Annotated in this window: 20 protein-coding genes; 9 read left to right on the top strand and 11 right to left on the bottom strand. The window is 68.1% G+C overall.

Annotated elements, in window-relative coordinates:
• Nucleotides 1-873 (bottom strand): ABC transporter ATP-binding protein, encoded by an 873-nt coding sequence (locus tag OXG79_09885; GenBank protein ID MCY3784082.1) that lies wholly within the window; start codon nt 871-873, stop codon nt 1-3.
• Nucleotides 874-1,132: 259 nt separating this feature from the next.
• Here OXG79_09885 and OXG79_09880 point away from each other — a divergent pair, with 259 nt between their 5' ends.
• Nucleotides 1,133-2,185 carry an NADH:flavin oxidoreductase/NADH oxidase gene (locus tag OXG79_09880; GenBank protein ID MCY3784081.1) on the top strand — a complete coding sequence of 351 codons (1,053 nt, stop codon included), beginning with the start codon at nt 1,133-1,135 and terminating at the stop codon, nt 2,183-2,185.
• Here the strand turns inward: OXG79_09880 and OXG79_09875 are convergent.
• Nucleotides 2,182-3,828: a thiamine pyrophosphate-binding protein gene (locus OXG79_09875; GenBank protein MCY3784080.1), complete on the bottom strand. Its 1,647-nt coding sequence runs from the start codon at nt 3,826-3,828 to the stop codon at nt 2,182-2,184. The two genes, OXG79_09880 and OXG79_09875, sit on opposite strands and share 4 nt — an antisense overlap.
• A 130-nt stretch (nt 3,829-3,958) precedes the next feature.
• On the opposite strand from OXG79_09875, the gene OXG79_09870 reads away from it, so the two are divergent.
• On the top strand, nt 3,959-4,870 hold the full coding sequence (locus OXG79_09870; protein ID MCY3784079.1) for a hypothetical protein: 912 nt from the start codon (nt 3,959-3,961) through the stop codon (nt 4,868-4,870).
• A gap of 7 nt (nt 4,871-4,877) precedes the next feature.
• On the opposite strand, the gene OXG79_09865 is transcribed toward OXG79_09870, so the two are convergent.
• From OXG79_09865 to OXG79_09855, 3 genes are all read right to left on the bottom strand, one after another.
• Nucleotides 4,878-5,888 (bottom strand): zinc-binding dehydrogenase, encoded by a 1,011-nt coding sequence (locus tag OXG79_09865; GenBank protein MCY3784078.1) that lies wholly within the window; start codon nt 5,886-5,888, stop codon nt 4,878-4,880.
• Between the two features lie 515 nt (nt 5,889-6,403).
• Nucleotides 6,404-6,982, bottom strand: coding sequence for a hypothetical protein (locus OXG79_09860; protein MCY3784077.1), 579 nt, complete (start codon nt 6,980-6,982; stop codon nt 6,404-6,406).
• 259 nt (nt 6,983-7,241) lie between these two features.
• Complete coding sequence (locus tag OXG79_09855) at nt 7,242-9,797, bottom strand: alpha-L-rhamnosidase N-terminal domain-containing protein (GenBank protein MCY3784076.1); 2,556 nt, start codon at nt 9,795-9,797, stop codon at nt 7,242-7,244.
• A gap of 125 nt (nt 9,798-9,922) precedes the next feature.
• On the opposite strand from OXG79_09855, the gene OXG79_09850 reads away from it, so the two are divergent.
• A complete protein-coding gene (locus tag OXG79_09850; GenBank protein MCY3784075.1) occupies nt 9,923-11,014 on the top strand; it encodes a Gfo/Idh/MocA family oxidoreductase in 1,092 nt (363 codons plus the stop codon).
• Between the two features lie 189 nt (nt 11,015-11,203).
• Here the strand turns inward: OXG79_09850 and OXG79_09845 are convergent, their stop codons facing one another.
• Nucleotides 11,204-11,929: an SDR family NAD(P)-dependent oxidoreductase gene (locus OXG79_09845; GenBank protein MCY3784074.1), complete on the bottom strand. Its 726-nt coding sequence runs from the start codon at nt 11,927-11,929 to the stop codon at nt 11,204-11,206.
• Nucleotides 11,926-12,819: a TIM barrel protein gene (locus OXG79_09840; GenBank protein MCY3784073.1), complete on the bottom strand. Its 894-nt coding sequence runs from the start codon at nt 12,817-12,819 to the stop codon at nt 11,926-11,928. The genes OXG79_09845 and OXG79_09840 overlap by 4 nt, the downstream gene beginning before the upstream one ends.
• An 83-nt stretch (nt 12,820-12,902) precedes the next feature.
• Here OXG79_09840 and OXG79_09835 point away from each other — a divergent pair, with 83 nt between their 5' ends.
• The 4 genes from OXG79_09835 (at nt 12,903) to OXG79_09820 (ending at nt 15,626) form a co-directional block, all read left to right on the top strand.
• Complete coding sequence (locus OXG79_09835; protein ID MCY3784072.1) at nt 12,903-13,907, top strand: hydroxyacid dehydrogenase; 1,005 nt, start codon at nt 12,903-12,905, stop codon at nt 13,905-13,907.
• A 113-nt stretch (nt 13,908-14,020) separates the two neighbouring features.
• Complete coding sequence (locus OXG79_09830; protein MCY3784071.1) at nt 14,021-14,848, top strand: RNA polymerase sigma factor RpoD/SigA; 828 nt, start codon at nt 14,021-14,023, stop codon at nt 14,846-14,848.
• 103 nt (nt 14,849-14,951) lie between these two features.
• A complete protein-coding gene (locus OXG79_09825) occupies nt 14,952-15,191 on the top strand; it encodes a hypothetical protein (protein MCY3784070.1) in 240 nt (79 codons plus the stop codon).
• Complete coding sequence (locus OXG79_09820; protein ID MCY3784069.1) at nt 15,192-15,626, top strand: PIN domain-containing protein; 435 nt, start codon at nt 15,192-15,194, stop codon at nt 15,624-15,626.
• A 144-nt stretch (nt 15,627-15,770) separates the two neighbouring features.
• On the opposite strand, the gene lysA is transcribed toward OXG79_09820, so the two are convergent.
• Together lysA and OXG79_09810 are read right to left on the bottom strand one after the other, a co-directional pair.
• Nucleotides 15,771-17,087 (bottom strand): diaminopimelate decarboxylase, encoded by a 1,317-nt coding sequence (gene lysA, locus OXG79_09815; GenBank protein ID MCY3784068.1) that lies wholly within the window; start codon nt 17,085-17,087, stop codon nt 15,771-15,773.
• 231 nt (nt 17,088-17,318) lie between these two features.
• A complete protein-coding gene (locus tag OXG79_09810) occupies nt 17,319-18,434 on the bottom strand; it encodes a zinc-binding dehydrogenase (protein MCY3784067.1) in 1,116 nt (371 codons plus the stop codon).
• A 271-nt stretch (nt 18,435-18,705) separates the two neighbouring features.
• Here OXG79_09810 and OXG79_09805 point away from each other — a divergent pair, with 271 nt between their 5' ends.
• Nucleotides 18,706-20,586, top strand: coding sequence for an MBL fold metallo-hydrolase (locus OXG79_09805; protein ID MCY3784066.1), 1,881 nt, complete (start codon nt 18,706-18,708; stop codon nt 20,584-20,586).
• Between the two features lie 371 nt (nt 20,587-20,957).
• Nucleotides 20,958-21,887, top strand: coding sequence for a 2-dehydropantoate 2-reductase (locus tag OXG79_09800; protein MCY3784065.1), 930 nt, complete (start codon nt 20,958-20,960; stop codon nt 21,885-21,887).
• Nucleotides 21,888-21,899: 12 nt separating this feature from the next.
• On the opposite strand, the gene OXG79_09795 is transcribed toward OXG79_09800, so the two are convergent.
• Nucleotides 21,900-22,217 carry a hypothetical protein gene (locus tag OXG79_09795; protein MCY3784064.1) on the bottom strand — a complete coding sequence of 106 codons (318 nt, stop codon included), beginning with the start codon at nt 22,215-22,217 and terminating at the stop codon, nt 21,900-21,902.
• Complete coding sequence (locus tag OXG79_09790; GenBank protein ID MCY3784063.1) at nt 22,214-22,462, bottom strand: hypothetical protein; 249 nt, start codon at nt 22,460-22,462, stop codon at nt 22,214-22,216. Before OXG79_09790 ends, OXG79_09795 begins: the two co-directional genes overlap by 4 nt.
• Nucleotides 22,463-22,552: the final 90 nt, after the last annotated feature.

Here is a 22,552-nt window from a genome sequence, read left to right as displayed (position 1 = left end):
TCAGTCGCGCAGCGAGCGCCCGGTGAGATGCAGGAATACGGCTTCGAGATTCGGCTCGTCGATCTCGACGCCGGTGATCGACACGCCGGCCTCGTCCATCGCCGACAGCATCGCCATCAGCGAGTTGCCGGCCTGCTCGACCAGCACCTCGATGCCGCCGTCGACGACGTCAACTTGTTGCACGCCGGCGATGCCACCGATGGCCTCGGCGCCAGTGTGAAGGGAACCAGTGGCGCTCAGGCGCACGCGGTCGTGCTCGCGAACGATCTGGGCCAGCTCGCGGCGCGTGCCCTCGGCCTTGATCTGCCCGCGATCGATGATGCCGATGCGGTCGCAGAGTCGCTCGGCTTCTTCCATGTAGTGGGTCGTGTACAGCACCGCCAGGCCCTCGCTGCCCAGCTGCTCAATGCTCTCCAGAATGGCGTTGCGGCTCTGCGGATCCACACCGACGGTCGGCTCGTCCAGCACCAGGAGGCGCGGGGCGTGCAACAGCCCGATGCCGATGTTGAGCCGGCGCTTCATCCCGCCGGAGAAGGTGTCGGCGCGGTCGTCGGCTCGGTCGCTCAGCCCGATGATCTCGAGCACCTCGTCCACGCGGCTGCGCAGCTCGGTGCGCGGCATGTCGTAGAGGCGGCCGAAGAACCGCAGGTTCTCCCGCGCCGTCAGGTCGGGGTAGATGGCCAGGTCTTGCGGCACCAGCCCGATCTTGGCCTTGAGGCTGGTCGTACCGGGATCGAGGGGCTCGCCGTCCAACAGCACCTGGCCGCCGTCACGCTGCATCAGGCCCACCGCCATGGAGATGCTGGTGGTCTTGCCCGCGCCGTTGGGGCCCAGCAGGCCGTAGGTCTCGCCGGCGGCGATATGAAAGCTCACGCCGTCGACCGCGGCGAGTTCGCCAAAGCTCTTGCGTAAGTCTCGGCACTCGAGGACCGGCTGGTGGTTGTCCGTGTCACGTGCTCCGCTGTGCGACGCGGCGCCATGGTATCCGGCCCGTGCCCGCGGGCGTCGCGAAGCCCCCTCCGTGTAGGGGCGCCCCTGGTGGGCGCCCGGCGGCGGAGACCGGTGAGCATCGCGACGCTTTCGAGCGATCCGCCCACTAGAATCCGGCGCGGCCTCTCTTCGCGAGCATTCAATGCCGGGCCTTTTCGATCCGCTGCAGGTGCGCGGCGTGACGCTGCGCAACCGCGTCGTCATGGCCCCGATGGACCAGCTGGCGGCCGTGGACGGTGGGTCGGCCGGCGACTGGCACGTGGTGCACTACGGCTCGCGCGCGGTCGGCGGTGTCGGTCTGATCTTCACCGAAGTCACGGCAGTCGAACCCCGGGGCGTGATCTATCCAGTCAATCTGGGACTCTGGGACGACGCGCAAATCGAGCCGCTGCGTCGCATCGCGGCCTTTTGCGCTTCGCAGGGCGCGGTGATCGGCATCCAGCTCGGCCACGCGGGTCGCAAGGCCTACTACGACGAGCGAGGCCATTCCGGGCACCGGCTCGTGGCGCCGAGTCGGCTGCGGTTCGACGACGGCTGGCGCGTACCGGTGAGCCTCAGCGTGGCCGAAATCCAGGGCGTCGTGAACGCCTTTGCGTCCGCCGCGCGGCGCGCGGTGGAGGCCGGCTTCCAAGCCATCGAGATTCACTCCGCGCACGGATATCTGCTCAGCGAGTTCTTCTCCCCGCTAACCAACCGCCGCGACGACGAATACAGGGGCAGCATCGAGAAGCGGTCGCGCATGCCGTGCGAGGTCGTAGCCGCCGTGCGAGCCGCGATTCCGGACTGGATGCCGATTTCGGTGCGAGTCTCGGGCACCGATTTCGTGGACGGCGGCAACACCGCCGACGACATGGCCGTCGGCGCCGCCTGCCTGCGCGAGGCTGGGGCCGACCTGATCCACGTCAGCGCCGGGGGCGTGACGCCCAGCGTTCCCAGGGTCTACCCCGGCTACCTGCTGCCGGCGGCGGAGACTATCCGCCGCGTGGCCGGCGGGCCGGTCATCGCGGTGGGGCTGATCGAGAACGCCCAGATGGCCGATGAGGTCGTGCGCAGCGGTCGCGCCGACCTGGTCGCCCTCGGACGCGAGTTGCTGCGCAACCCCTACTGGCCGCTTCACGCCGCCGCGGAACTCGGCGTCGACGTGCCCTGGCCGGGCACCTACGTTCAGGCCAAGCCCAAGCCGACGGCGGACTAGTGCCCGGTGGGCGCCGGAGCCCCGTTGCGGCGCACGATCGGCGCCTCCGCGGGCTCGATGGCCACGTTCACCAGGCTCGGCAGCCCCGACGCAAAGGCCCGTTCGAGCGCGGCGTCCAGGTCCGCCCGTTTCGTCACATGCTCGCCGTGACCGCCGAGGGCGGCAACCGCGAGGTCATAGCGCGACGGGAGCAGATCGCAGGCAAAGATCCGGTCGTCGCCATACGTTCGCGCCTGCAAGCGGCGCTCGGCGTTCCACCCGGCATCGTTGCCGACGACGGCGACGAACGGCAGGCCATGGCGCACCGCGGTGTCGAACTCGAGCAGATGGAATCCGATCGTGCCGTCGCCCTGGATCGCGACGACCGGTGCCCTTCGGTCGAAGAGACGGGCTGTCAGCGCGAATGGGACGGACGTGCCAATGGATCCGGCCGGACCGTTGATGACCCGTCGACGACCGCTCAGCAACGCCTGGGCCCACTGGCCGAACTCGCCGCCGTCGATCACGACAATGCCGTCATCCACCCACGGCCCGACTGACTGGCAAACCTCGATCGGATGCAGCGGACCGTCGGACGGCGACTGCCAAGAATCCCAGGCCGCCGGGCGGTGGGCCACGGCGGCTCTCACGGCGTCGCGCCAGCCATCGTGGCCGGCGCTTCCGGCGGCGGAGGCGAGTTGGCGTGCCGCCTGTCCCGGATGCGCCTGTGCCGCAATTTCCAGCCGCTGCGGTGGCCGTATGTTTCGCCGGGTGCGGTCGAGCTCGGCGGAGTCGGCGTCGATTTGGGCAAAACACGCGTCGGCGGCGAAGAACGGCGACGCGCCAAACTGCAGCGAGTGGTCCAGGCGCTTGCCCAGCAGCAGCACCACGTCGGCCTGCACCAGCACTTCGGCGAACGCGCCCAGGCTCGGGTCGTTCACCCCCCGCGGGCTCTCCGTTGCCACGACCGGGACGCCCGTCGTCGCTTCCAATTGCTCCAGGTCAACGCTCGCCGGGGGCCGCATCATGGCCGGGCCGGCCAGGATCAGCGGGCGATTGGCCGTGGCGAGTAGCTCCCCAATGCGACGCCGATCGGAATCGGTCAGTGTCGGTCGCTCTGGGTTTGCAAATGCGCCGTCGCTTCGCGGGGCCTGCGCTTCGAGCACGTCGCTGGGGACGCTGACGGCCACCGGACCGGGGCGGCCCTGCCCCGCCAGGTCCAGCGCGCAGCGCACGTCACGGCCGAGCGATCCGGAGTCTTCCGCCGTCCATGCGGCCTTGGCGAGCGGTTGTGCCAGCTGCGCTTGGGGCATCTCCTGAAAGGCGCCGCGGCCGTCGTCCCCGCGCGCGCTCTGCCCGCTGAGCACCACCAGCGGCGACTCGGATTGCCGCGCCACGAACAGCGCCGACAGCGCGTTCGCATGACCGGGACCCGCGGTGAGCAGCGCAACGCCGGGACGCCCAGTCAACCGGCCCCAGGCGTCGGCCATGTGCACCGCCGCGGCTTCGTGGCGTACGTGAATGATCTCGAGCCCCGCATCGAGGCACGCGTCGTAAATCGAGAGAATCTGGTTGCCCGACAGCGAGAACAGGCGCTCGACTCCGGATTCGATCAGCGCCGCCACCAGGTGAGACGCGCCCGTGTTGGATGAGCGACTCGACACCGAGGGGCCTTTCCGCAGGAGTGTTTCGGCCGGCGATGATACCCGCGGGCATGGCTTCAGCTGCCCACCGCAACGGCCAATCCGACTATCCTGCGGCGACGGTGGTCACACGCTGGCGGGGAGCGCTCGGATGGGCGAGATGTTCAAGGGTCCGACTGCCAACTCCTGGGTGGACCTGCGGGCGTACACCGGACTGGCGGCCGCTGAGCGGATCGTGGGCTCGGACCGGCGCGCCGCCTACATCGTCAACTACAACCAGCTCGACGTGAACTACACCGGGACGGTCGACTTTCAGCTGCGCCGCGAACTCGTGCTGCTCTGCCCGCAGACTGCCGATTTTCTCTATCGCACATATACGCCCGAACGCACGGCCTACGTCGCCGGCTCGCGACCCGAGTTGGAGGACGTCGTGCGCCGCGCGACGCGTGGGGCCGAAACGCCGGCGGACAAGGCACTGGCGCTCATGCGGTTCTGCCGCGACGCGCACTTGGAGGCCGGACGCGAGCCTTCGCATGACGACTACGTCTACGGCGGCACCGAGGAGGAGCTGATCGCCAAGGGCGAGTGGCTCTGCGAGGGACTCTCGCGGCTCTACGTTCCGCTGTGCGAGGTCGCGGGCATTCCAGGGCGAATCCTCTACCACGTCATCGGCGGGCACGTGACGGCGGAGGTCTTCGTCGGCACGTGGGCCTATGTGGATCCCCGCATGGGGGTGTATTTCCGCAAGGCCGACGGCGACTTGGCCTCGGCGTGGGACCTGATGAACGACCCGTCGATCATGGCGAACCAGCCCGACGACGTGAAGCGCGACGTCAGCTACCAATCAACCTGGCCGGAGCGCGTGGCGCGCTGCCGCGATCTCTTCTTTCATCCGCACGAAGTGAACGGCTTCATCAATTACCGCCTGGCCGACGCCCCGCGCTACGACTACGCCCAGACCACCTCGGAGCAGGCGTCGGAAGCGGGCCTGTGGACCATCAACAGGGAGTATCGGGCGCTCATCGAAGCAGTCTTCGAACAGGAAGTCACGGGCTTCAGCTGAGTGGCGCTCAGGCCGAGTCCGCGTCCCACTCCAGGATCACGCCAAGGGTGTTGCCCGGTCGTTCTTGCAGCAGGGCAAAAGCGTCGCCGGCGCGGTCGGCGGGAAAGCGGTGCGTGGTCATGGCCGAGGTGTTTATCGCACCGGACGCAAGTAAATCCATCCCCATACGTGCCGTCCAGGCGTCGTTGGCGCGCCCGTAGTACCCCCCGAGCAGGCGCCGGCCTTGAATCTTTGTGGACGGCAGCGGCAGCGGCTCGGGCTCACAGAGCCCGATGAGATGGAGGAGTCCGCCGATGGCGAGCATGTCCAGCGCCTGGAGGAAGGCCTTGGCGCCGTGGCTGCCGCCCACGGCGTAGATGACAATGTCCGCGCCGACACCGGCCGTGATGCTGTGCACCGCCACGACGGGGTCCTCGCGGGCCGCGTTGATCACGATGTCCGCGCCCAGGCGGTCGGCCAGATCGCACCGCAGCTCCAGGGCGTCCACCGCCACCACCGGCCCGTGGCCGGCCGCCTTCAGAACCTGAAGCATCAGGCTTCCCACCAACCCCTGGCCGAGGATCACGATGGAATCCCGTGGTTGCACGCGCTCAATTTCGACCCACGTGGCCGCGGCAGCGGCCAGGATCCAGTAGGCGGCCGTCTCAAGCGACATGCCGTCCGGGATCGGGAACACGTTCGGTTGATCGCTCGGTCCCGCCGGCGGACTGACCACCACGTATTCGGCATGCGGCTCGCGGGCGACCACGCGCTTGCCGAGCCAGTGGCGCGCGACGCCGGGTCCAAGTGCATCCACCACGCCCGCCAGGGAATACCCCAATGGCACGGGCTGCCCGGCGGCTTCTTCGGGCGAGTAGCGCTCGTCGTCGGGGCCGATTGTGAGCCGCCCGGTTTCCGAGCCGCGGCTGATGAGGCTCCGCACGGCCCTGACGCGCACCTGACCTGGACCCGGTTCGGGAATTGGAGCTTCGACGACCTCGGCTGTCGTGGCCCCGACCGCCTTCACCACCTGACGCATGTCACGAGCCTTTCGCGCCGGTTCCTCGCGGGAATCGACCACTGCGGGGACATGATTCTATCGACGACGAGTGATGGTGTTTGGGCTGCAAGTGCCCTTCTACAAGGAGGTTGCGATTGGCTTTTGACCTGGAAGTCGCGGGCGTCGGCTAGCTGGCGCTATCGGGTGCGGAAGGAGATTCCTCGGGCGCCGTCCAAACTGGCTGGAGCGTGCGAATCACCAAGCGCGGACAAATCACAATCCCAAAGGTCCTGCGAGATCGCTTTGGGCTGCGCCCCGGCGTTTAAGTCGAGCTCATTCCGACCGGGCAAGGCCTCCTCATCCAGAGACGAACGGCCGCGAAGCACCCGGTGGATCAATTCGCCGGAATCCTCGATGGTGCCGGCTTCGATGTCGACGAGTACATCGAGGAAATCCGAGGCCGATGATCGAGGCCGACACATTCCTCACCCGCGACCGCGGCTTCTACGCGACGTACTTTCCGGAGTTGCAGAGCGCTTGCGTCGTACGGCGGCTCACCCGTCAAAAGGCGTCGGCATGCGCATGGGCGGAACGGCGCCGGGGTCCAGCGTCTCGTACTCCTGCAGGGTTTCCAGGAGGCGATCGATCGCTTGGATGCTCACTCCCAGCGCCGTGGTGAAGGTCTGAAAGTCGAGCGAATTCAGCGAGGTCACGACCAGGTTCACGTTCTCCGCCGTGGATCCCAGGGCGGACACCAGCGTCAGGTGATAGCGCACCCAGTCATCCGGCGGATCTCGCCCGACCAGGCGATCGAAGATGCTGGACAGCCCAAGGGCCATCTCCCGAATCTCCACGTTCCAGAACCCATCGTCCAGGCGCGGCGCGTTCAGGAGGTCGTGAGCCTCCGGCGTGATCGCGCGAAGCGTCGTGACGATGCTGCGGAGAATCGCCAGATAAGCCTCCTCGGGGCTGAGCGTCGGCACGGCGGTCGGCTCGGGCGGCGCGGTAGGCGTGGGCGTGGCGATGGGAAGGGGCTCGGGAGTCGGCGTCGCCGGTTCGTCGCCGCCGACATCGCACGCCATCGTGACAATCGCGGCTGTGGCAACGATCAGCGCGACGATCAATGGCCGCAAAAGCCCTCGAATAGGTATTCGACAGCGCACGCCCATGCGTCGGATGACGCTGGCTCCCGTATCGCGGTACCGGGCAGCCGCGAGATCTCGGTGTTCAAGAGTTCTCGGCGCAACCCGGTAGGGGCGGGTTTCAAACCCGCCCGCCGTATCAGGCAAGCGGCAGGCCCTAAGCAATGTCCGAATCACAACCCTATTGTCCCCGATTGAACTCCGCCGTGCGTCCGCGAGCACGGCGAATGAAATCTCGCCGACACCGCAGCTACTCCGCGCTCAGTTCAACCGTGTGCCGGCCAGGGCCCACGGCGACTACGACCGTCGAGCCCGTGTCCGGCGCTTCCAGCCGCTGCCCGTTGTGACTGACCACCCGCTGCGCATCGTCGGTTCGGTCCAGCACGACATCCGCCGTGTGGCCTTCCGGAAGCACTAGCGTCACCTGCGTGGCGCCGGCGCGGCGGCGCCACTCCACCTGCACGTCGCCGCCGGGAGCCGGAAACGTCCCGCGTGCCCAGGCCAGGTTGCCCGTGCGGGGGTGCACCCGCAGGTGCGACATGCCCGGCGCGGCCGGGCGCACGCCGAGGACTTGCGTCGAGAGCACCCAGCCGACGTAGACGCCGCCGGAGTGCACCAGGCTGCGCACGCCCGCCGGTCGGACCTTGTGGGCGGTGTGCCGGAGCTCGAAGTCCGCGTCGGTCTTGATCGCGGAGCCGGCGGTGAACGGGTCCCAGCCTTCCCAGAGCGTCGGATTGTCGTGGGCCGACATCATCCAGTCGTAGCGGTTGTGAATGATCCGCAGCGCCTCCGCCCCGAATCCCCGCGCAAACATGCCTTCGAGCACGTAGGGGTACCACAGGGGCGACGCCTCGAACAGCTCAGCGCCGCGCCCGACCAGGCTCTCGCACATCCGCGCCGCCTGGTCGTCCGTGGCGATGCCGTACAGCAGCGCGAATCCCTGCGCCAGCTCGCCGGTCACGCCGGTGAGTTCGCCACGGTAATGGCTGTCCTCGAACACGCCGAGATCGGCATTCCAGAAGTGCTCCCGCAGCGCGGCGCGCACCTCGTCGGCGATGCCCTGCCAGCGAGCCCGATCGTCCTCGCGCCCCATCTGGGCGGCGAGCCACGCGCCGTCTTCCAGCGAGTTGACATAAAGCGCGTTGGTGCTGAAGTTCGTGCCCCGCAGATCAACCGGCGTCCAGTCCATCCATTGGTTCTCGGGAATGTCGTGCAGGAGGCCCATGTCGCCGCGATACGGCTCGAACCAGTCGTTCAGCCGCCGCACGCTCGGGTAGGTCTGCTCCAGGAGCGTGCGCCGCCCGATGTACTCGTAGTGCTCGCGGATGCGCGTGGACCACTGCAACAGAAACTGCGGGTGGCAATGGTTCGTCGGGTTGTCCCGCGGGAACACCATTTGCAGCCTGCCGTCGCCGCGATCGGTGGTGATGAACTGCCGCAGGAACCGGTCATGGAGCGCGATGTCGCCGTAGGCCATCAACGCGCCGTGCATGCCGTGGCTCCCATCGCCGGTATTCCACGGAATTCGCTCGCGGTAGGCGTCGCAGACGATCGTGTCCTCGAGATGCAGATCGGTGGTGTCGACGCAGGCCTTCCAGAGAGCGGTGAGCACCGGATCGGCGCACTCGAAGCTGCCGCGCAGCGGCGCGGGATAGGTGTATTCGTTGAGCGAAATCGAGCGGATGCGCACCGGGCTGTAGGTGCTGCGGATGGCGATGAAGAGATAGCGAAACTGCTTGTATTCGGCGGCTTCCCACGATTGGTCGCCGTCGCGGGTGATGTAGCGGTCGGCATAGGACAGCGCGCCGGGTATGCGGTCGTTGATGAGTTGCTGGCCGTACGTCAGGTCCAGGATGGCGCCGGCCTCGGCTTCCAGCCGCACGCGCGGGAATCCAAACACCTGACGCCCGAAGTCGACGATCACGTAGGGCGCGCGAATGCCCTTCTTGGGCGCGAATACGCCCTGGAACCGCGCCGAATCCGGACCGTCGTTCAGGACGGCTTCGACGTTGTCCGCGATCGCGTGTTCCAGCGGGAAGTGCAGCCCCTCCAGGATCAACTGGTAGATGTCCGTCTGCCGCGCGTTTGCCATGTCGATCAGCTCGCCGACCAGCGCCACGTGAGCGGGCGGCACAATGGTTTCGCGCATCAGGGGAATGTCGCGAGCTTCCAGCAGGTGCCATGGCTTATCGGAGTGCGGCACCAGCCACGCCCGCGTCCACTCGCTGTCGTCGAACTCGACCCCGGTCCAGTCGGGAATGTCCGCCGCGGCGTTGTAGATCTCGTTCGATCCGATCATTCCGCAATTGACCAGTGGGGTTCTCCGATCCCAGGCCGGCGAGGGCAGCAGCCGCCAGTCGGAACCGGTGCCGCAGACCTGCGTGGCGCCGTCGACGTCGGTGATCTCGATCTGCGCCCACAGCCCGGCGCGCTCGCCCACCGTAAAGCTGTTGCCGCTCATGCTGTTCCAGCCCTCACCCTGCACGGGCTGGCCGAAGTGATAGGCGCGCACGGCGATGACGTTGCGGCCCGGACGCAGCGCGGCGGCGACGTCGTGGGTGTCGTAGGTCTTGAAGCGGGGATCGCTGCGGGCCGGTCCCCGGCCCACGTAGGCGCCGTTGAGATACAGCATGTAGCGGTCCGACGCCGTCACGTGCAGCTTCGCGGCCGCCGGCGCGCCGTCCACGTCGACCGTCCCACGCGCGTAGAGATAGAAGTTGTAGGGCTTGGCCTCGCCCTCGATCCAAATCCACTGCCCGACGGCTCGGCGGGAAGGTGTCTGTGCGCCCTGCATCACTTGGGTCATTGGCCTGCTCTCATGCGGCGAGGGGCCGGTTGCCATGGTGAGTACCAGAACCGGCCCGCGCCTGCAACGCAGCCTGCCGCCGGGCGTACCATGAATGTCGGCGTTGAGGCGGTGGAGCGAATGTCATGGCGACCTACCGGGCAGGGCTCATCGGTCTGGGATGGATGGGCTGGCTGTACGACGTTGCGACGCGACAGCAGGCGAATTACGGGCGCGCCGGGCGCGACACGCCCATGCCGCCGCTGCGGCCGGACCGCGACCCGCCACCCACGGCGCACCCGGGCCGGGAAGGCCTGCCGAGCGGCTTCGCCGACGCGCTGGTGCTGCACCCGGCGACGGAGCTTGTGGCCGCGTGCGAGCTCTCGGATCCGCGTCGAGAGGCGTTTGGTGAGCGCTATCCGGGCGTGGCCCTCTACGACGACTACCGGGAAATGATCGCCCGCGAGCGCCTGGACATCGTGGGAATCCCCTCGAATGCCGCCCTCCGGCCCGAGGCCACCCGCGCGGCGGTGGAGCACGGCGCCAAGGGCGTGATCACCGAGAAGCCCATGGCGCCAACCCTTGAGGGCGCCGACGACATGGTCGACGTGTGCGTGGCGGCGGGCGTTCCGCTGGTGGTCGGCGCGGTCAGCATGAATCACCCGGCGGTGGCCAACGCGCGCCGTTTGCTGGACGAGGGTGCAATTGGCCCCCTCCTGAGCCTGGACACGAACTTGGTGATGGCGCAGCACAACTCGTGGAACTACCTGCTCGATTCGCCGGGCGAATGGGTGATCGGCGTCGCGGACGACGACGCCAAGGTCGAGGACGGGCGCGAGTTCAAGGGCTCCGGATTCATCCGATTGCAAAGCGGCCTGCCCGTCTGCCTGCGTCCGGGCGCGCCGTGGGTGCGAATCACCGGCGAAACCGGCGAGTTGACCTTCGATTGGCAAGAGCTGCGCCTGTGGCAAGACGTGGAGACCATTTCCGGCACGCAGCGTGTCGAGGTGCCGTTCCCCGAGCCGCGCCTGGCCCGCAACTGGTCGGTGATCTACGGCATCGACGACCTGATCACGTGCATGGAGAACGGCGGCGAGCCGCGCGCCAGCGGGCGGCGCGTGCGGAACGCGATGGAGATCGAGATCGCCCTCAACGAGTCGCACCGCCGCGGCAACGTGCGCGTCGACCTGCCGCTGCCCGACCGCAGTTTGGGACTGGTCTACGACCCGTTTCGGTAGACGCGGTGGCTTGGTGGGTCTCCGTCCAGAGACCTGGCGGGGCACCGGACAGAGGGCAGGCGACGCTTCGCGCCACCTCTCCATGTCATTCCGAAACGAAGTGAGGAATCTAAGGACGTTGGTGCATGCTTTGCGCCCCTTAGATTCCTCGCTGGCGCTCGGAATGACAGAAAGGAGCGGCGCGTCGAATCAGCGCTGCTGCACGGCTGCCGGCAGCAGGCTGAGCTCCGGCACATAGGCCCTTTCCGGCAGCGTGCTCACAAACACGACCGCGCGAGCCACGTCCTCGGGCTGCAGCGCCTGGGCCACGATCTCGGGCGGCGTCGGTGTGGGCCTTTGCTCCAGCAGTGGCGTGTCGGTCAGCCCCGGATAGATGACCGTGGCCCGCACCCCGTTTTCCGCCTCTTCCTGCATCATGCCGAGGGTGAAGCCCGCTTCGCCGCTCTTGGCCGCCTGGTAGGCCACGCCCGAGGCGTCGGGCATGATCGCGGCAGCGGATGAGATGACGACCAGCCGTCCGCGTGATTCCCGCAGCGCCGGCAGTGCCGCCTGCGCCACGTCGTAGAGGCCCCAGAGATTGACGCGCTGCATGGTTTCCCAGTCGTTGCCGCTGAGCTCCTCCAGCCGCCGCTTGGGAATGTTCCAGCCGGCGGCATACACCAGCACGTCGATTCGGCCGACGCTGTCGACGACCGCCTGCACCGCCCGGCGCGCCGCCGCGCCGTCGGTCAGGTCCACGGGCTCCACGTGGGCGCGGCGTCCGCACTCGCGGATCTCCTCCGCCACGGCGTCGAGTTCGGCCTTCCGCCGCGCCAGCACGGCGACGTCCATGTCCTCGGCGGCCAGAGCCAGGGCCGAAGCCCGACCCATGCCGCTGCTGGCGCCAAACACCGCCGCCACGCGCGATGAGCTCACGACGCCGCCCCGTCGCTCGCTTGCTGGATCGCCGCCCAGCGCGATCTAAGGAACTGCAGGTCCTGCTGCGCCCCGCGGGCGCGAATGGCGTCGGCGTCCGCCGACTGGTCCTTGCCGCCCACCGTCGCAATCACGTCTTGCCGCGCGGTGTATTCCGTGTGCACCGTGAGCGGTCCGTCGAAATTTCGCTCGGCCAGAAGCTCCAGCACGCGCCCCCACGGCGCTGCGCCTTCACCCACGTATACGAACGCGGGACCGTAGGCCGCCGGGGCGTCGGGCCGGGAGTCCGGGAGGTGGCAGGCGTCCTTGGCGGCGACGGCGGCCAGGTACTCGTCGCACATGGCGAACGCCATGTCGATGTCCTCGCCATCCACCGCCAGGTGCCCCGGGTCAATGTAAGCGCCGACGTGGGCGGGGTCGCGACCTTGGAGCAGGTGCATTAGGCCGGCGCAGTTCGAGCCCAGCACCGCGCCGCTGTGCGTGTGGTGGAGGGACTTGACGCCGGTGCGGGCGCTCAGCGCCTCGAAGCCTTCGAGCTGCCGTCGCCCATGGTCCACCGCCTGCCAGTAGTCCATGCCCGGCTTGAAGATGAAGTAGCCCGTCTTGATGACCTGCACGCTGGCTTCCGCCGCCGCCTCGTAAATCGCGATCGCTTCCGCGTGCGTCGGGTCGTTGAAGTCCGTCGGCATGGTGATCATTGGGCACGAGAGGCCGAGCGTTTCCCACAGTCGCGCCGCCGGTGGCAGCGTCGTCCGCACGTTGTCGGGATTGATCGGGTATCCGGGGCGCACGGTCAGGTCCAACCCGTCGTAGCCCAGGCCAGCGACGTGCTCGCCCAATGCCTGCGGTTCCAGCGTCTCGAAGAACTTGGTGAACAGGATGATTTGCATCGGGAGTGCCGCGCCTCCGCCAGGACTGCGTGGTGCGCGCCTATCATGCCAGCGCAGGGCGATAGCTACCGAGGAGCGGCTCGATGTCGGCGCCGCGCGTGCTGGTCACGGTCGAGCGACCGCTGCTCCGGCGCATCTCAACGCCTGAGGCGCTTGCGCGGCTTGGGGATATGGCCGAGTCGGTGGCGTTCAACGACGACGACCGAGCCTGGGACGCCGCGGCGGTGCGAGAGCGCATTGGCGGGGTGACAGCTGTGCTGGCCTCGTGGGGCTCGTGCGCCTACGACGAGCACCTGCTGGACGCCGCGCCGGAGCTGGAGATCATCTGCTACGCGGCGGGCACCATCCGCGGTGTGGCGCCCCCGGCGGTCTTCGAGCGCGGCGTGCGCGTTGCCCATGCCGCCGACTTCATCGCCATGGGCGTCGCCGAGCACACGCTGACCGTGGTGCTGGCGCTGCTGCGTCGAACCGGCGAATTCGACGCCGCCATGCGCGCCGGCCGCTGGCGAGGTATCGGCCCGGTTGTCGACCGCGAGCTCTACGGCAAGCGCTACGGCATCGTCGGCGCGAGCAAGGTCGGACGGCGGCTGATCCCGCTGCTGCGGCCATTCGACGTTCAGATCGTGGTGGCCGATCCCTATCTGACCGAGAGCGACGCCCAGCGGCTGGGCGTGCACAAGCTGGAGCTGCCGGACCTGATGCGCACCAGCGACGTGATCAGCATTCACGCGCCCGTGTTGCCCTCGACGCACCACATGATCGACGCCGGGATGCTAGCGCTGATCAAGGACGACGCCGTGTTGGTCAACAACGCGCGCTCGGCCCTCGTGGACACCGACGCGCTCGTGGCCGAGCTGGCCAAGGAGCGCTTCGACTGCGCCCTGGACGTCTTCGATCAGGAGCCGCTGCCGACCGACCATCCGCTGCTCGGGATGCGGCGGGTGCTCCTGACGCCCCACGTCGCGGGGCTCACCCCCGAGCGGCGCTCAAGGCTGACCGACGCGATGCTCGACGAGCTGGAGCGGCACCTGAACGGCCTGCCGCTGCGGCATGAAGTCACCGTCAAGCAGCTCGAAAGCATGGCTTAGTTCGCTGCGCCCCCGCGTATACTTGCCGCGTCGAATATCCGCCGGCCCCGAGAGGCAGCGCCGACAAGCTCCCAATGTCCCCCCAACATGGAGGAATAGGGCCGACCGCCCAGTTGGACGAAGCGTCGAGCCTGCGCGCCTATCTGAGCGAGATTGGCCGTTTTCCGCGCCTCACGGCCCGCGAGGAAGTCGAACTGGCGCAGCGCATCGAGCGCAATGAGCCTGGGGCCCGCCAGCAGATGATTACCGCGAATCTGCGGCTGGTGGTGGCGGTGGCGCGTCGCTTCGCCGACGGACGCGCGCCCCTGCTCGACCTCATCCAGGAGGGCAACACGGGGCTCATGCGCGCCGTGGAGCGATTCGATTGGCGGCACGGCTTCAGGTTCAGCAGCTTCGCCATGCAGTGGGTGCAGCAACCCATCGCGCGGGCGGCGGCCGAGGCTGACCTGCCGCTGCGGCTTCCCGACTACCTGCACCGCAAGCTGGCGACCTCGCGGCGAATCTGGGACGAGTTGCGGGCCGAGTTGCACCGCGATCCCGAGGACGGCGAAGTGGCGCGCCGCGTCGGGCTGCCCACGGCCGAGCTGGCGCGGCTGCGCCGGTTCGCCGGGCGCACGATTTCTTTGGATAGCGCGACTGGCGACGATGACGCGTCGGCAACGCCGCCCGACGCGGACCCTGCGCCGCAGCCGTTCGACGAGCTGCGCGCCAGGTTCCTCTGCGCCGACATCAACCGCGCCCTGGCCACGCTGGACGTGCGCGAGCGGACGATCCTGCGTCTGCGATTCGGTCTGGGAGGCCGCGAGCCGCTGCGCCTGGTCGATGTCGGCAACCGCCTCGGCCTCACTGCCGAGCGCATCCGGCAGCTGCAAGCCCAGGCGCTGTCCAAGCTGCGGCGCTCCAGCGCCGCGCGCATCCTGGACGGCTACGCGGCGGGATAAGCCGGTCTCGCTCCGCCCCGACAAGTGAAGCGAAACACGGGTTGACCATATAGCCATATATTCGGTATGGTTTGCCATATACCCACGACGCAGGGATTGCCACGTGAAGACAACGCTGAATCTCGACGACACGGTGATGCGCCGTCTGCGCGAAGAGGCCGCGCGGCGCGGCACCACCATGACGGCCCTGGTTGAGGCCGGCATCATGCGGGTGCTCGAACCTGAGCCGCCGTATGTTGTCGAGCGGGATGCGCTGCCGGAGCTGCCGCGCTGGAACAGTGGCGGCGCGCTGGTCGATGTCGCCAACCGAGACGAGCTATATGCGGCGATGGACGAGGACTGAGTGCTCGCCGTAGACACGAATGTCCTTGTCTACGCGGCCGACGAAGAGGCCGAACCGCACGCGGCCTGCCGGGAGCGCCTGAACCAGTGGCGAGTCGACCCGACGCCAACCTTTCTCACGTGGAACGTGTGCTACGAGTTTCTGCGCGTCAGCACGCATCCGCGCGTGCTCCGTTCGCCGTGGCGCCCGAGTGACGCGTGGCGATTCCTCAACGTCGTGCTGGACTCCCCAGGCTTCGCCTTGCTGCGACCAACCGACCGCCACCAGGCGGTCCTTTCGCAGACGCTGTCGGAGTTGCCGGACGTCCGCGGCAACCTGATGCACGACCTGCACACGGCGGTGGTGATGCGCGAGCACGGCGTCAGCCGCATTTGCACCCGCGACACCCATTTCCACCGCTTCCCGTTCCTGGAGGTCATCGACCCGCTGCGATAGCTGACCGGTCGCGTGGATCGACGTCTCTGGGTGAATCGCGGTCATCAGCTTGTCCCACGGCGCTCCGGGACGACACGTGGGGCTAGCGAAGCGTGCGGACGTGAGAAGGCCCAGGCTGCACGCAGCCCGGGCCACCGGGCAGGTTTAGGGAAACACCGCCAGCAAATCCTCGTCGGATTCGCGGCGGCGGGTGAGGCGGGCCTGACCCTCGGCGACCATCACCACGGCGGGCCGGCCGACCATGTTGTAGGTGCTGGCCATGCTCATGTGGTAAGCGCCGGACGCGGGAACGGCGATGAGGTCGCCCCGGCGCAACGGCGGCAGCACGGTGTCTCGCAGCAGCACGTCGCCGGACTCGCAATAGCGGCCGGCAAGCGTCAGGGTTTCGGGTGAACCGTCGCCCGGCCGGTTCGCCAGGAGCGCGGCGTACTTCGACTGGTAGAGCGCCGGACGCGGGTTGTCGGCCATGCCGCCGTCGACGGAGACGTAGGTGCGGACGCCGGGGATGTGCTTGACCGTGCCCACGGCGTAGAGCGCCACTCCGGCGCGCGCCACGATCGACCGTCCGGGCTCGATGAGCAGCCGCGGCGGGTGGGCCAGCCCACGCGCGAGCACAGTCGTTGTGATGGCCTCGACGATGTCGGCTGGGTCGGGTGGATCGTCGTCAAGCGTGTAGCGCACGCCGCCGCCGCCGCCTGGGCTCAGGTCGCGCAGGTCCAGTCCGTGAGCTGCGCGCATTTGCTCGGCGAAGTCGAGCGTGATGTTGATGGTGTCGGCGTAGGGCTCGGTGTCGAAGATCTGGGACCCGATGTGGGCGTGCAGCCCCATCACGTCAAGATTCGGCGCCCGCATCGCGCGCGCCACGGCTTCCTCCGCCGCGCCGGAGTCGAGACCGAGCCCGAACTTGCTGTCCACGGCGCCGGTGCGGATGTACTCGTGCGTATGCGCCTCGACGCCCGGCGTGAGCCGCAGAAGCACCTGCGCCGTGAGGCCGCGCCGCCGCGCCAGCTCATCGATGATCTCGATCTCTTCCAGCGCGTCCACGACGATGCGCCCCACGCCAACCTCCAGCGCCAGGTCGATCTCGCGCGGCAGCTTGTTGTTGCCGTGCAGCACCACGCGCTCCAGCGGCAATCCGGCCGCCTGCGCCACGCGCACCTCACCCGAGGAGACGGCATCCATCCCGAGGCCCTCGGAGGCCGCCACCTGCAACAGCGTGGGATCGACATAGGCCTTGCCGGCGTAGAGCACCAGGGCGTCGGGGTAGCGGTCCGCCAGCGCGCGGGTATAGCCCCGGCAGGCCGCCCGCAGCGTCGCCTCGTCGTAGATGTAGAGCGGCGTGCCGAAGTCTTTCGCTAACTCCTCGCAGCTCGCGCCGCCGATCACCAGCGCGCCGGCGTCGTCGCGGGCGGTGTCGAGCGGAAACACCTGGTCGAGCAGGTCGGGCTCGGGCGGCGTCATTGAGTCGCGCTCATGCGAGACCGTTTGAGAAGTTCCTCGTCACTCCCGCGAAGGCGGGAGTCCATCCGTCGTCCAACCCGGAGCCGCTGAGGGCGAAGGGCAGCGCCATAGATTCCTCGCTGCGCTCGGAATGACAGGCCAGTGGCCCAATGCCCGGTGGCCCAGGCCGAGTGCCCGGTGGCCCAGGCTGCGTGCAGCCTGGGATTAGTGACCCCCTGGCGCTGAGCGGCATCAGGATCCGGGGGCGAGCGCACTGCGGGTCACGTGGCCTTCGTCCTGGCGCTCAAACGCCTCGTTGATCTCGTGCAACGGATAGGTGTGGGAGAGCACCCGGTCGAACGGCAGCTTGTCGACGTTATGGGATACGAAGTCCAGCGCCTGCTTCAGGTCCCGCCAGCGGTAGTGGGCCACGCCCAGCACCGTGATGCTCTTGAAGACGATGGTCGACGGATCGAAGCTCGCCGTGTGCCCGACGCAGACGTTGCCGATTTCGACGTAGCGCCCGCCCGGCGCGGTCATGGCGACGCCCTCAGCGAAGACCGCGGCATGTCCCACGAGTTCCATGGTCACGTCGGCGCCAAGGCCGTCCGTGAGCTCCTGGACGCGGGCCACGCGCGCTTCGGGAGTCTCGAACTCGCGCATGTCGACCGTCTCGTCCGCGCCGAACGCCTTGGCCAGCTCCAGCCGTTCCGGCACGCCGTCGATCACGATCACGCGGGCCGCGCCGCGCGCCTGGGCCACGGCCGCCGCGTAGACGCCCAATCCGCCGGCGCCCTGAATCGCGACGGTTTCGTTGACCGTTTGCCCGGCCCGGTCGAGCCCCGAGACCACCTGGCTCAGGGCGCAGTTCACGCCCGAGATGAGGTGGTCATCCAGGTGATCGGGGACCCGAAAGATGGCGTGCTTCGGGAACAGGTAGTAGTAGTCGGCGAACGTGCCACGGAAGTAGGGCCATTCGTCCAGCAGCGTCATCCGATTGGTCTGCCGCGTCGGACACGCATAGGTGTGTCCCTTCATGCAGTTCGGGCAGCGCAGGCACGGGTGGAAGAACCCGAAGACCACCCGGTCGCCTTCGCGCAGCGGCTGCCCGGCGGTATCCACCGTAAGACCGGCGCCCAGCTTGGCGATTTCGCCGGTGCCTTCGTGACCGAGGGTGCCCGGGAGGTTGAAGCCGCGCGCGACCAGGTCCGTGTCGCCGCGCCAGTAGTGCATGTCGGAACCGCACACGTTGGCGAGCCGCATGCGAATCACCGCCGCGCCCGGCTCCGGGTCCGGAACCGGGAATTCCCGCAGGTCGAAAGGCTCTCGGATTCCGTTGAAGACGGCAATCGCGCCGGTTTCAGGCATGGTGGGTAAGGCTGGTTGGCTGGCCCGTTCAGACTACAGCAACACTCGGCGGGGGCGAGATCCCCTTCGTGGCGAGAGTCAGTCCCCGTTCGTGGTGAGCTTGTCGAACCACGTCTCCCGATTTGGCCGGCTCAGGGCGAACGGATGTTGAGCGCTCGCACTCTACGTCACTGGCCAATTCCAAGAAACGTATTGAAGCCGCCGCCTATTCGCGTGTCGCGACCGCCGTCCCGTACGCTGCCCTCGCCGCGTCAAGCTGACTGAGGCGTCCATGGCCTGGGTCCAGATTTCCCCGCGCATCTTTCGCTGGTCGGACACCTGCAATGTCTACTGCGTGACCGCGGGTGACCGGGGACTTCTGATCGACGCCGGATCGGGCGCCGTGGTCGACCGCCTCGAAGACATCGGCGTGCGGCAGGTCGAGTGGGTACTCCACACGCACCACCACCGCGACCAGTCCTGGGGCGCCGGACGCCTCAAGGCCCACGGCGCCAAGGTTGCCGTGCCGGAGCACGAGCGGCATCTCTTCGATCAGGTTGAGCTCTTCTGGCAGCACAAGCGCGTCTACGACAACTACAACGACCGCAACACCTTCTTCGCGCTGGCGGAGAGCGTTGCGGTCGACGCCGATCTCGAGGACTACGAGACGTTCACCTGGCGCGACGTTGAGCTGGAGATCATCCCGGCCAAGGGCCACACGCACGGCAGCAGCATGCTCATCGGCCAAATCGACGGCCGGCGCGTGGCGTTCACCGGCGACCTGCTATGCGCCGGCGGCGTGCTCTATCAGTACCACGCGCTGGAATACGGCTACGCCGATCAGCAGGGCGCGCTGTTCACGCTGGAGTCGCTCCAGGCGCTGCGGCGGCACGCGCCCGACGTGGCGCTGCCGTCCCACGGAGACCTGATCGAGGACCCGGTCGGCGATTGCGCGCGATTGGAAGATCGGCTGATGGCGTTGGCGCGGCTGGGCGCCGGGATGCGCTTTCTGGGCCGCGACGGCGGACACGGGCTCGACCTCCTGCCCGATCCGAAGTTCATCCAGGTGTCGCGCCATCTGCTCTGGGGCGGACCGCACACCTGCTCCAACTTCTACGTGCTGCTGTCCGACAGCGGCAAAGCGTGCTTCATCGACTACGGGCACTCGTTCTTCGCGCACATGGGCGTCGCTCAGGAACGTGAGGACGGGGACACGATGCGCTTCGTCGTGCACCACCTCGACGAGCTGAGGGATACCTACGGCGTGCGCGAGATGGATATGGTGCTCGTCACGCACATCCACGACGACCACACGGCGGGCATTCCCTACCTGGTGCGGCACGAGGGCGCACGCGTCTGGGCGCTGGACGAGGTGGCGCAGGTGCTTGAGGACCCCGCCGGCTGGTGCAGCACGCCGTGCACGATGCCGACCCCGATCCCGATCGAACGCAAGCTGCGCGACGGCGAGCGGTTTCAGTGGGAGGAATTCGAGTTCGAGGTCCACCACGCGCCGGGCCAGACGGAGTTCCACTCGGTCCTCGCCACCCACGTCGATGGGCAAAAGGTGGCGTTCACCGGCGACAACATCTTTCTGGAGCTGGCGCCCGGCATCACCGGCGACATGACCGCGCAGCTCTACCAGACGACCGTGTTGCGCAACAGCTTGCAGCTGTGGATGCATCGTCGCTGCGCGGACGTAATGGACCTTGTGCAGCCCGATCTGGTCTGTCCGGGGCATCGCGAGCTGATCCCGTGGGACTCGCGGCGCGCGGCGGAGTACCGCGACTTCATCGCCCGCAAGGAGCGCGTGGTGCGGGACCTGCTGGACGAACCGGCCGACGAGGGCGTGGACCTCTGGTGGGCGCGGTTGATTCCCTATCTGCGCCACGTCGAACCCAGCGAGGCGTGCAGCTATCGTCTGATGCTCCGCAACAACGCCGAGCGAGCCGTGCGGCTCGAAGCGCGGCTGCTGGCTCCCGATGGGTGGCGCACGAGCGAGGCATTTGAGTCCCTGGACCTCGAGGCCGGCGCCCGCGGCGAGTTGACGCTCACGGCCACGGCACCGGGGCATTCGGACATCCGTCGCATTCTCACGGCCGAAATCCGCGTGGACGGCGAAAGCCGAGGCCCCGTGACCGAGGCGCTGGTGACCGTGGGCAACGGTTCGGGATAGTCGGCAAAGTGACCTGCGCGCAACCCCTCCGACATTCCGACCACGCACCAGCCTGTCGTTCCGAGCGGAGCGAGGAATCTCAGACGTTCAATTGCGGTGGCGGGAGATGGCGCGGCACCCCTCCGTTATTTCCGCGCCGCCGTCCGTCATTCCCACGAAGGCGGGAATCCAGTCCGGTCCCCTCTCCCTGGAAGGGAGAGGGTTAGGGTGAGGGTGATCCGGCGCATGAGCGTGGGCTGTCGACCAGTCCTGCAAGAGTCTCCAAACGCGAGAATCCACCCCCACCTAACCTGGAACCGTCACGGCCGTGTTTCACAAATGCCGCACTTGACCGGCCAACACAGAAACCTCGGTAAGAAAAGGAGCGCAGCATGCGCGTGATGATGATGGGATCGGGCGGAGTTGGCGGCTTTGTCGGCGCCGGGCTGTTCGATACCGGCCACGACGTGACGTTCGTCGCCCGTGGCGCGCATTTGGAGGCCATTCGCGAGCACGGTCTGTGCATGCTCAGCGAAGACGGATCGCGGCGCTTCCTCCCGGTCGACGTCGTCGAGCGGCCGGCGGATGCCGGGGCGACGTTCGACCTCATCGTGTTCGCGGTCAAGGCCTACGACACCCAGTCGGCCGCCGAGCTCCTGGTCCCCGCCGTTGGCGAAGAGACCGCGGTGCTCACGCTGCAAAACGGCATCGACAGCGTGCCGATGCTGTCGTCCGTGCTGGGCGCCGAGCACGTCATCGGCGGCGCCACCTGGCTCACCGCCCACATCGCCGGGCCCGGCGTCATCGAGTACCAGGACGCGCTGGTGCGCGCGGCCATTGGCGAGCCTGGCGGCGGAATATCCGACCGTGTGGAGACCATCGCCGAGGCGCTGCGCGGCTGCGGCATCGAGACCGAGGTCAGCGACGACATCACCCGGATCCTTTGGAGCAAGATCGTGTTGCTCTCGGTCCACGGCGGCATGAGCGCCGCCTGCCAGCTTCCGCTCGGCGACATTCTTTCCACCGAGGGCATGGAGGATCTCTACCGCCTGATGTTCAACGAAGCGGCGTCCGTTGGGCGCGCGCTGGGCGTCGATCTGCCGGAATCGACCAGCGACGACCTGGTGGCCCTGCTGCAATCCGCCCCGGCGGACAACACGACCTCGCTCCAGGTCGACTTCGGCCACCAACGCCGCGTCGAGCTCGAATACCTCACCGGCGCGGTGGTCCGCCGCGGCCGCGAGGCCGGCGTGCCCACCCCGGCGCTCGAGGCCATCTACCTCTCACTCAAGGCCAAGGCGCGGGCGTTCGGAGGGATCTAAGCGCCCGCTGCCCTATGCGGTCGGGGGTGATGGCGAGTCGTTCGCGCGGGTGATCTTTCGCCGCACCCAGGTCCCGGCGCGGGCTGTCCCGTAGCCAAGCAGGGCGAAGGCGAACACCAATCGAGGTCCGACGAATCGTCCGGAGGCGCGGGCGCCCCGCCCAAGCGCCGGCACTCCGACGCGGATGATCCACCAGAGGACGCGGATCAGGTAGCGGGCGATGTTGCCGAGCGCCTGCACTACGACGTCGAGGACACGCCAGAGGCCGCGGGCGATCAGGCGCGCGGCAAGGCCAACCGTGGCGAAGATTGCCCCAAATAGCGCCATCATGAGAACCGCACCATCTCGACGACCACCGCAATGCCGGCGACGCGCCAAATGGTACCCATCGCCAGGGCCGCGGCCAGCTTGTCGCGTCTGAGCCGAAACGCCGGGTAGTGGACCACCTTGAGTCCGTCATTCCCGCGAAGAGCCTGCCCCGTACTCGATACGGGGCGGGAATCCACCCCGGAAGTCAAGCGGCGCATCGAGGCCGCCCGCCGGTGCTGCGTCGCCATGCGGCGCTCAGATGTCAAAGTCGCCCGCTCCCGTGCGACCGAACTCCCTGCTGAGCGGTGTACAATGCGCTATCCCTTGGCCAGTGCCTTGGGCGTGCGCGTGGTGAG

It is taken from the genome of Chloroflexota bacterium, from assembly GCA_026706485.1.
Taxonomy (GTDB): Bacteria; Chloroflexota; UBA11872; order UBA11872; family UBA11872; genus JAJECS01.
The sequence above is the reverse complement of the archived record's forward strand: the minus strand, read 5'-3'. Positions and strand labels throughout refer to the sequence as shown.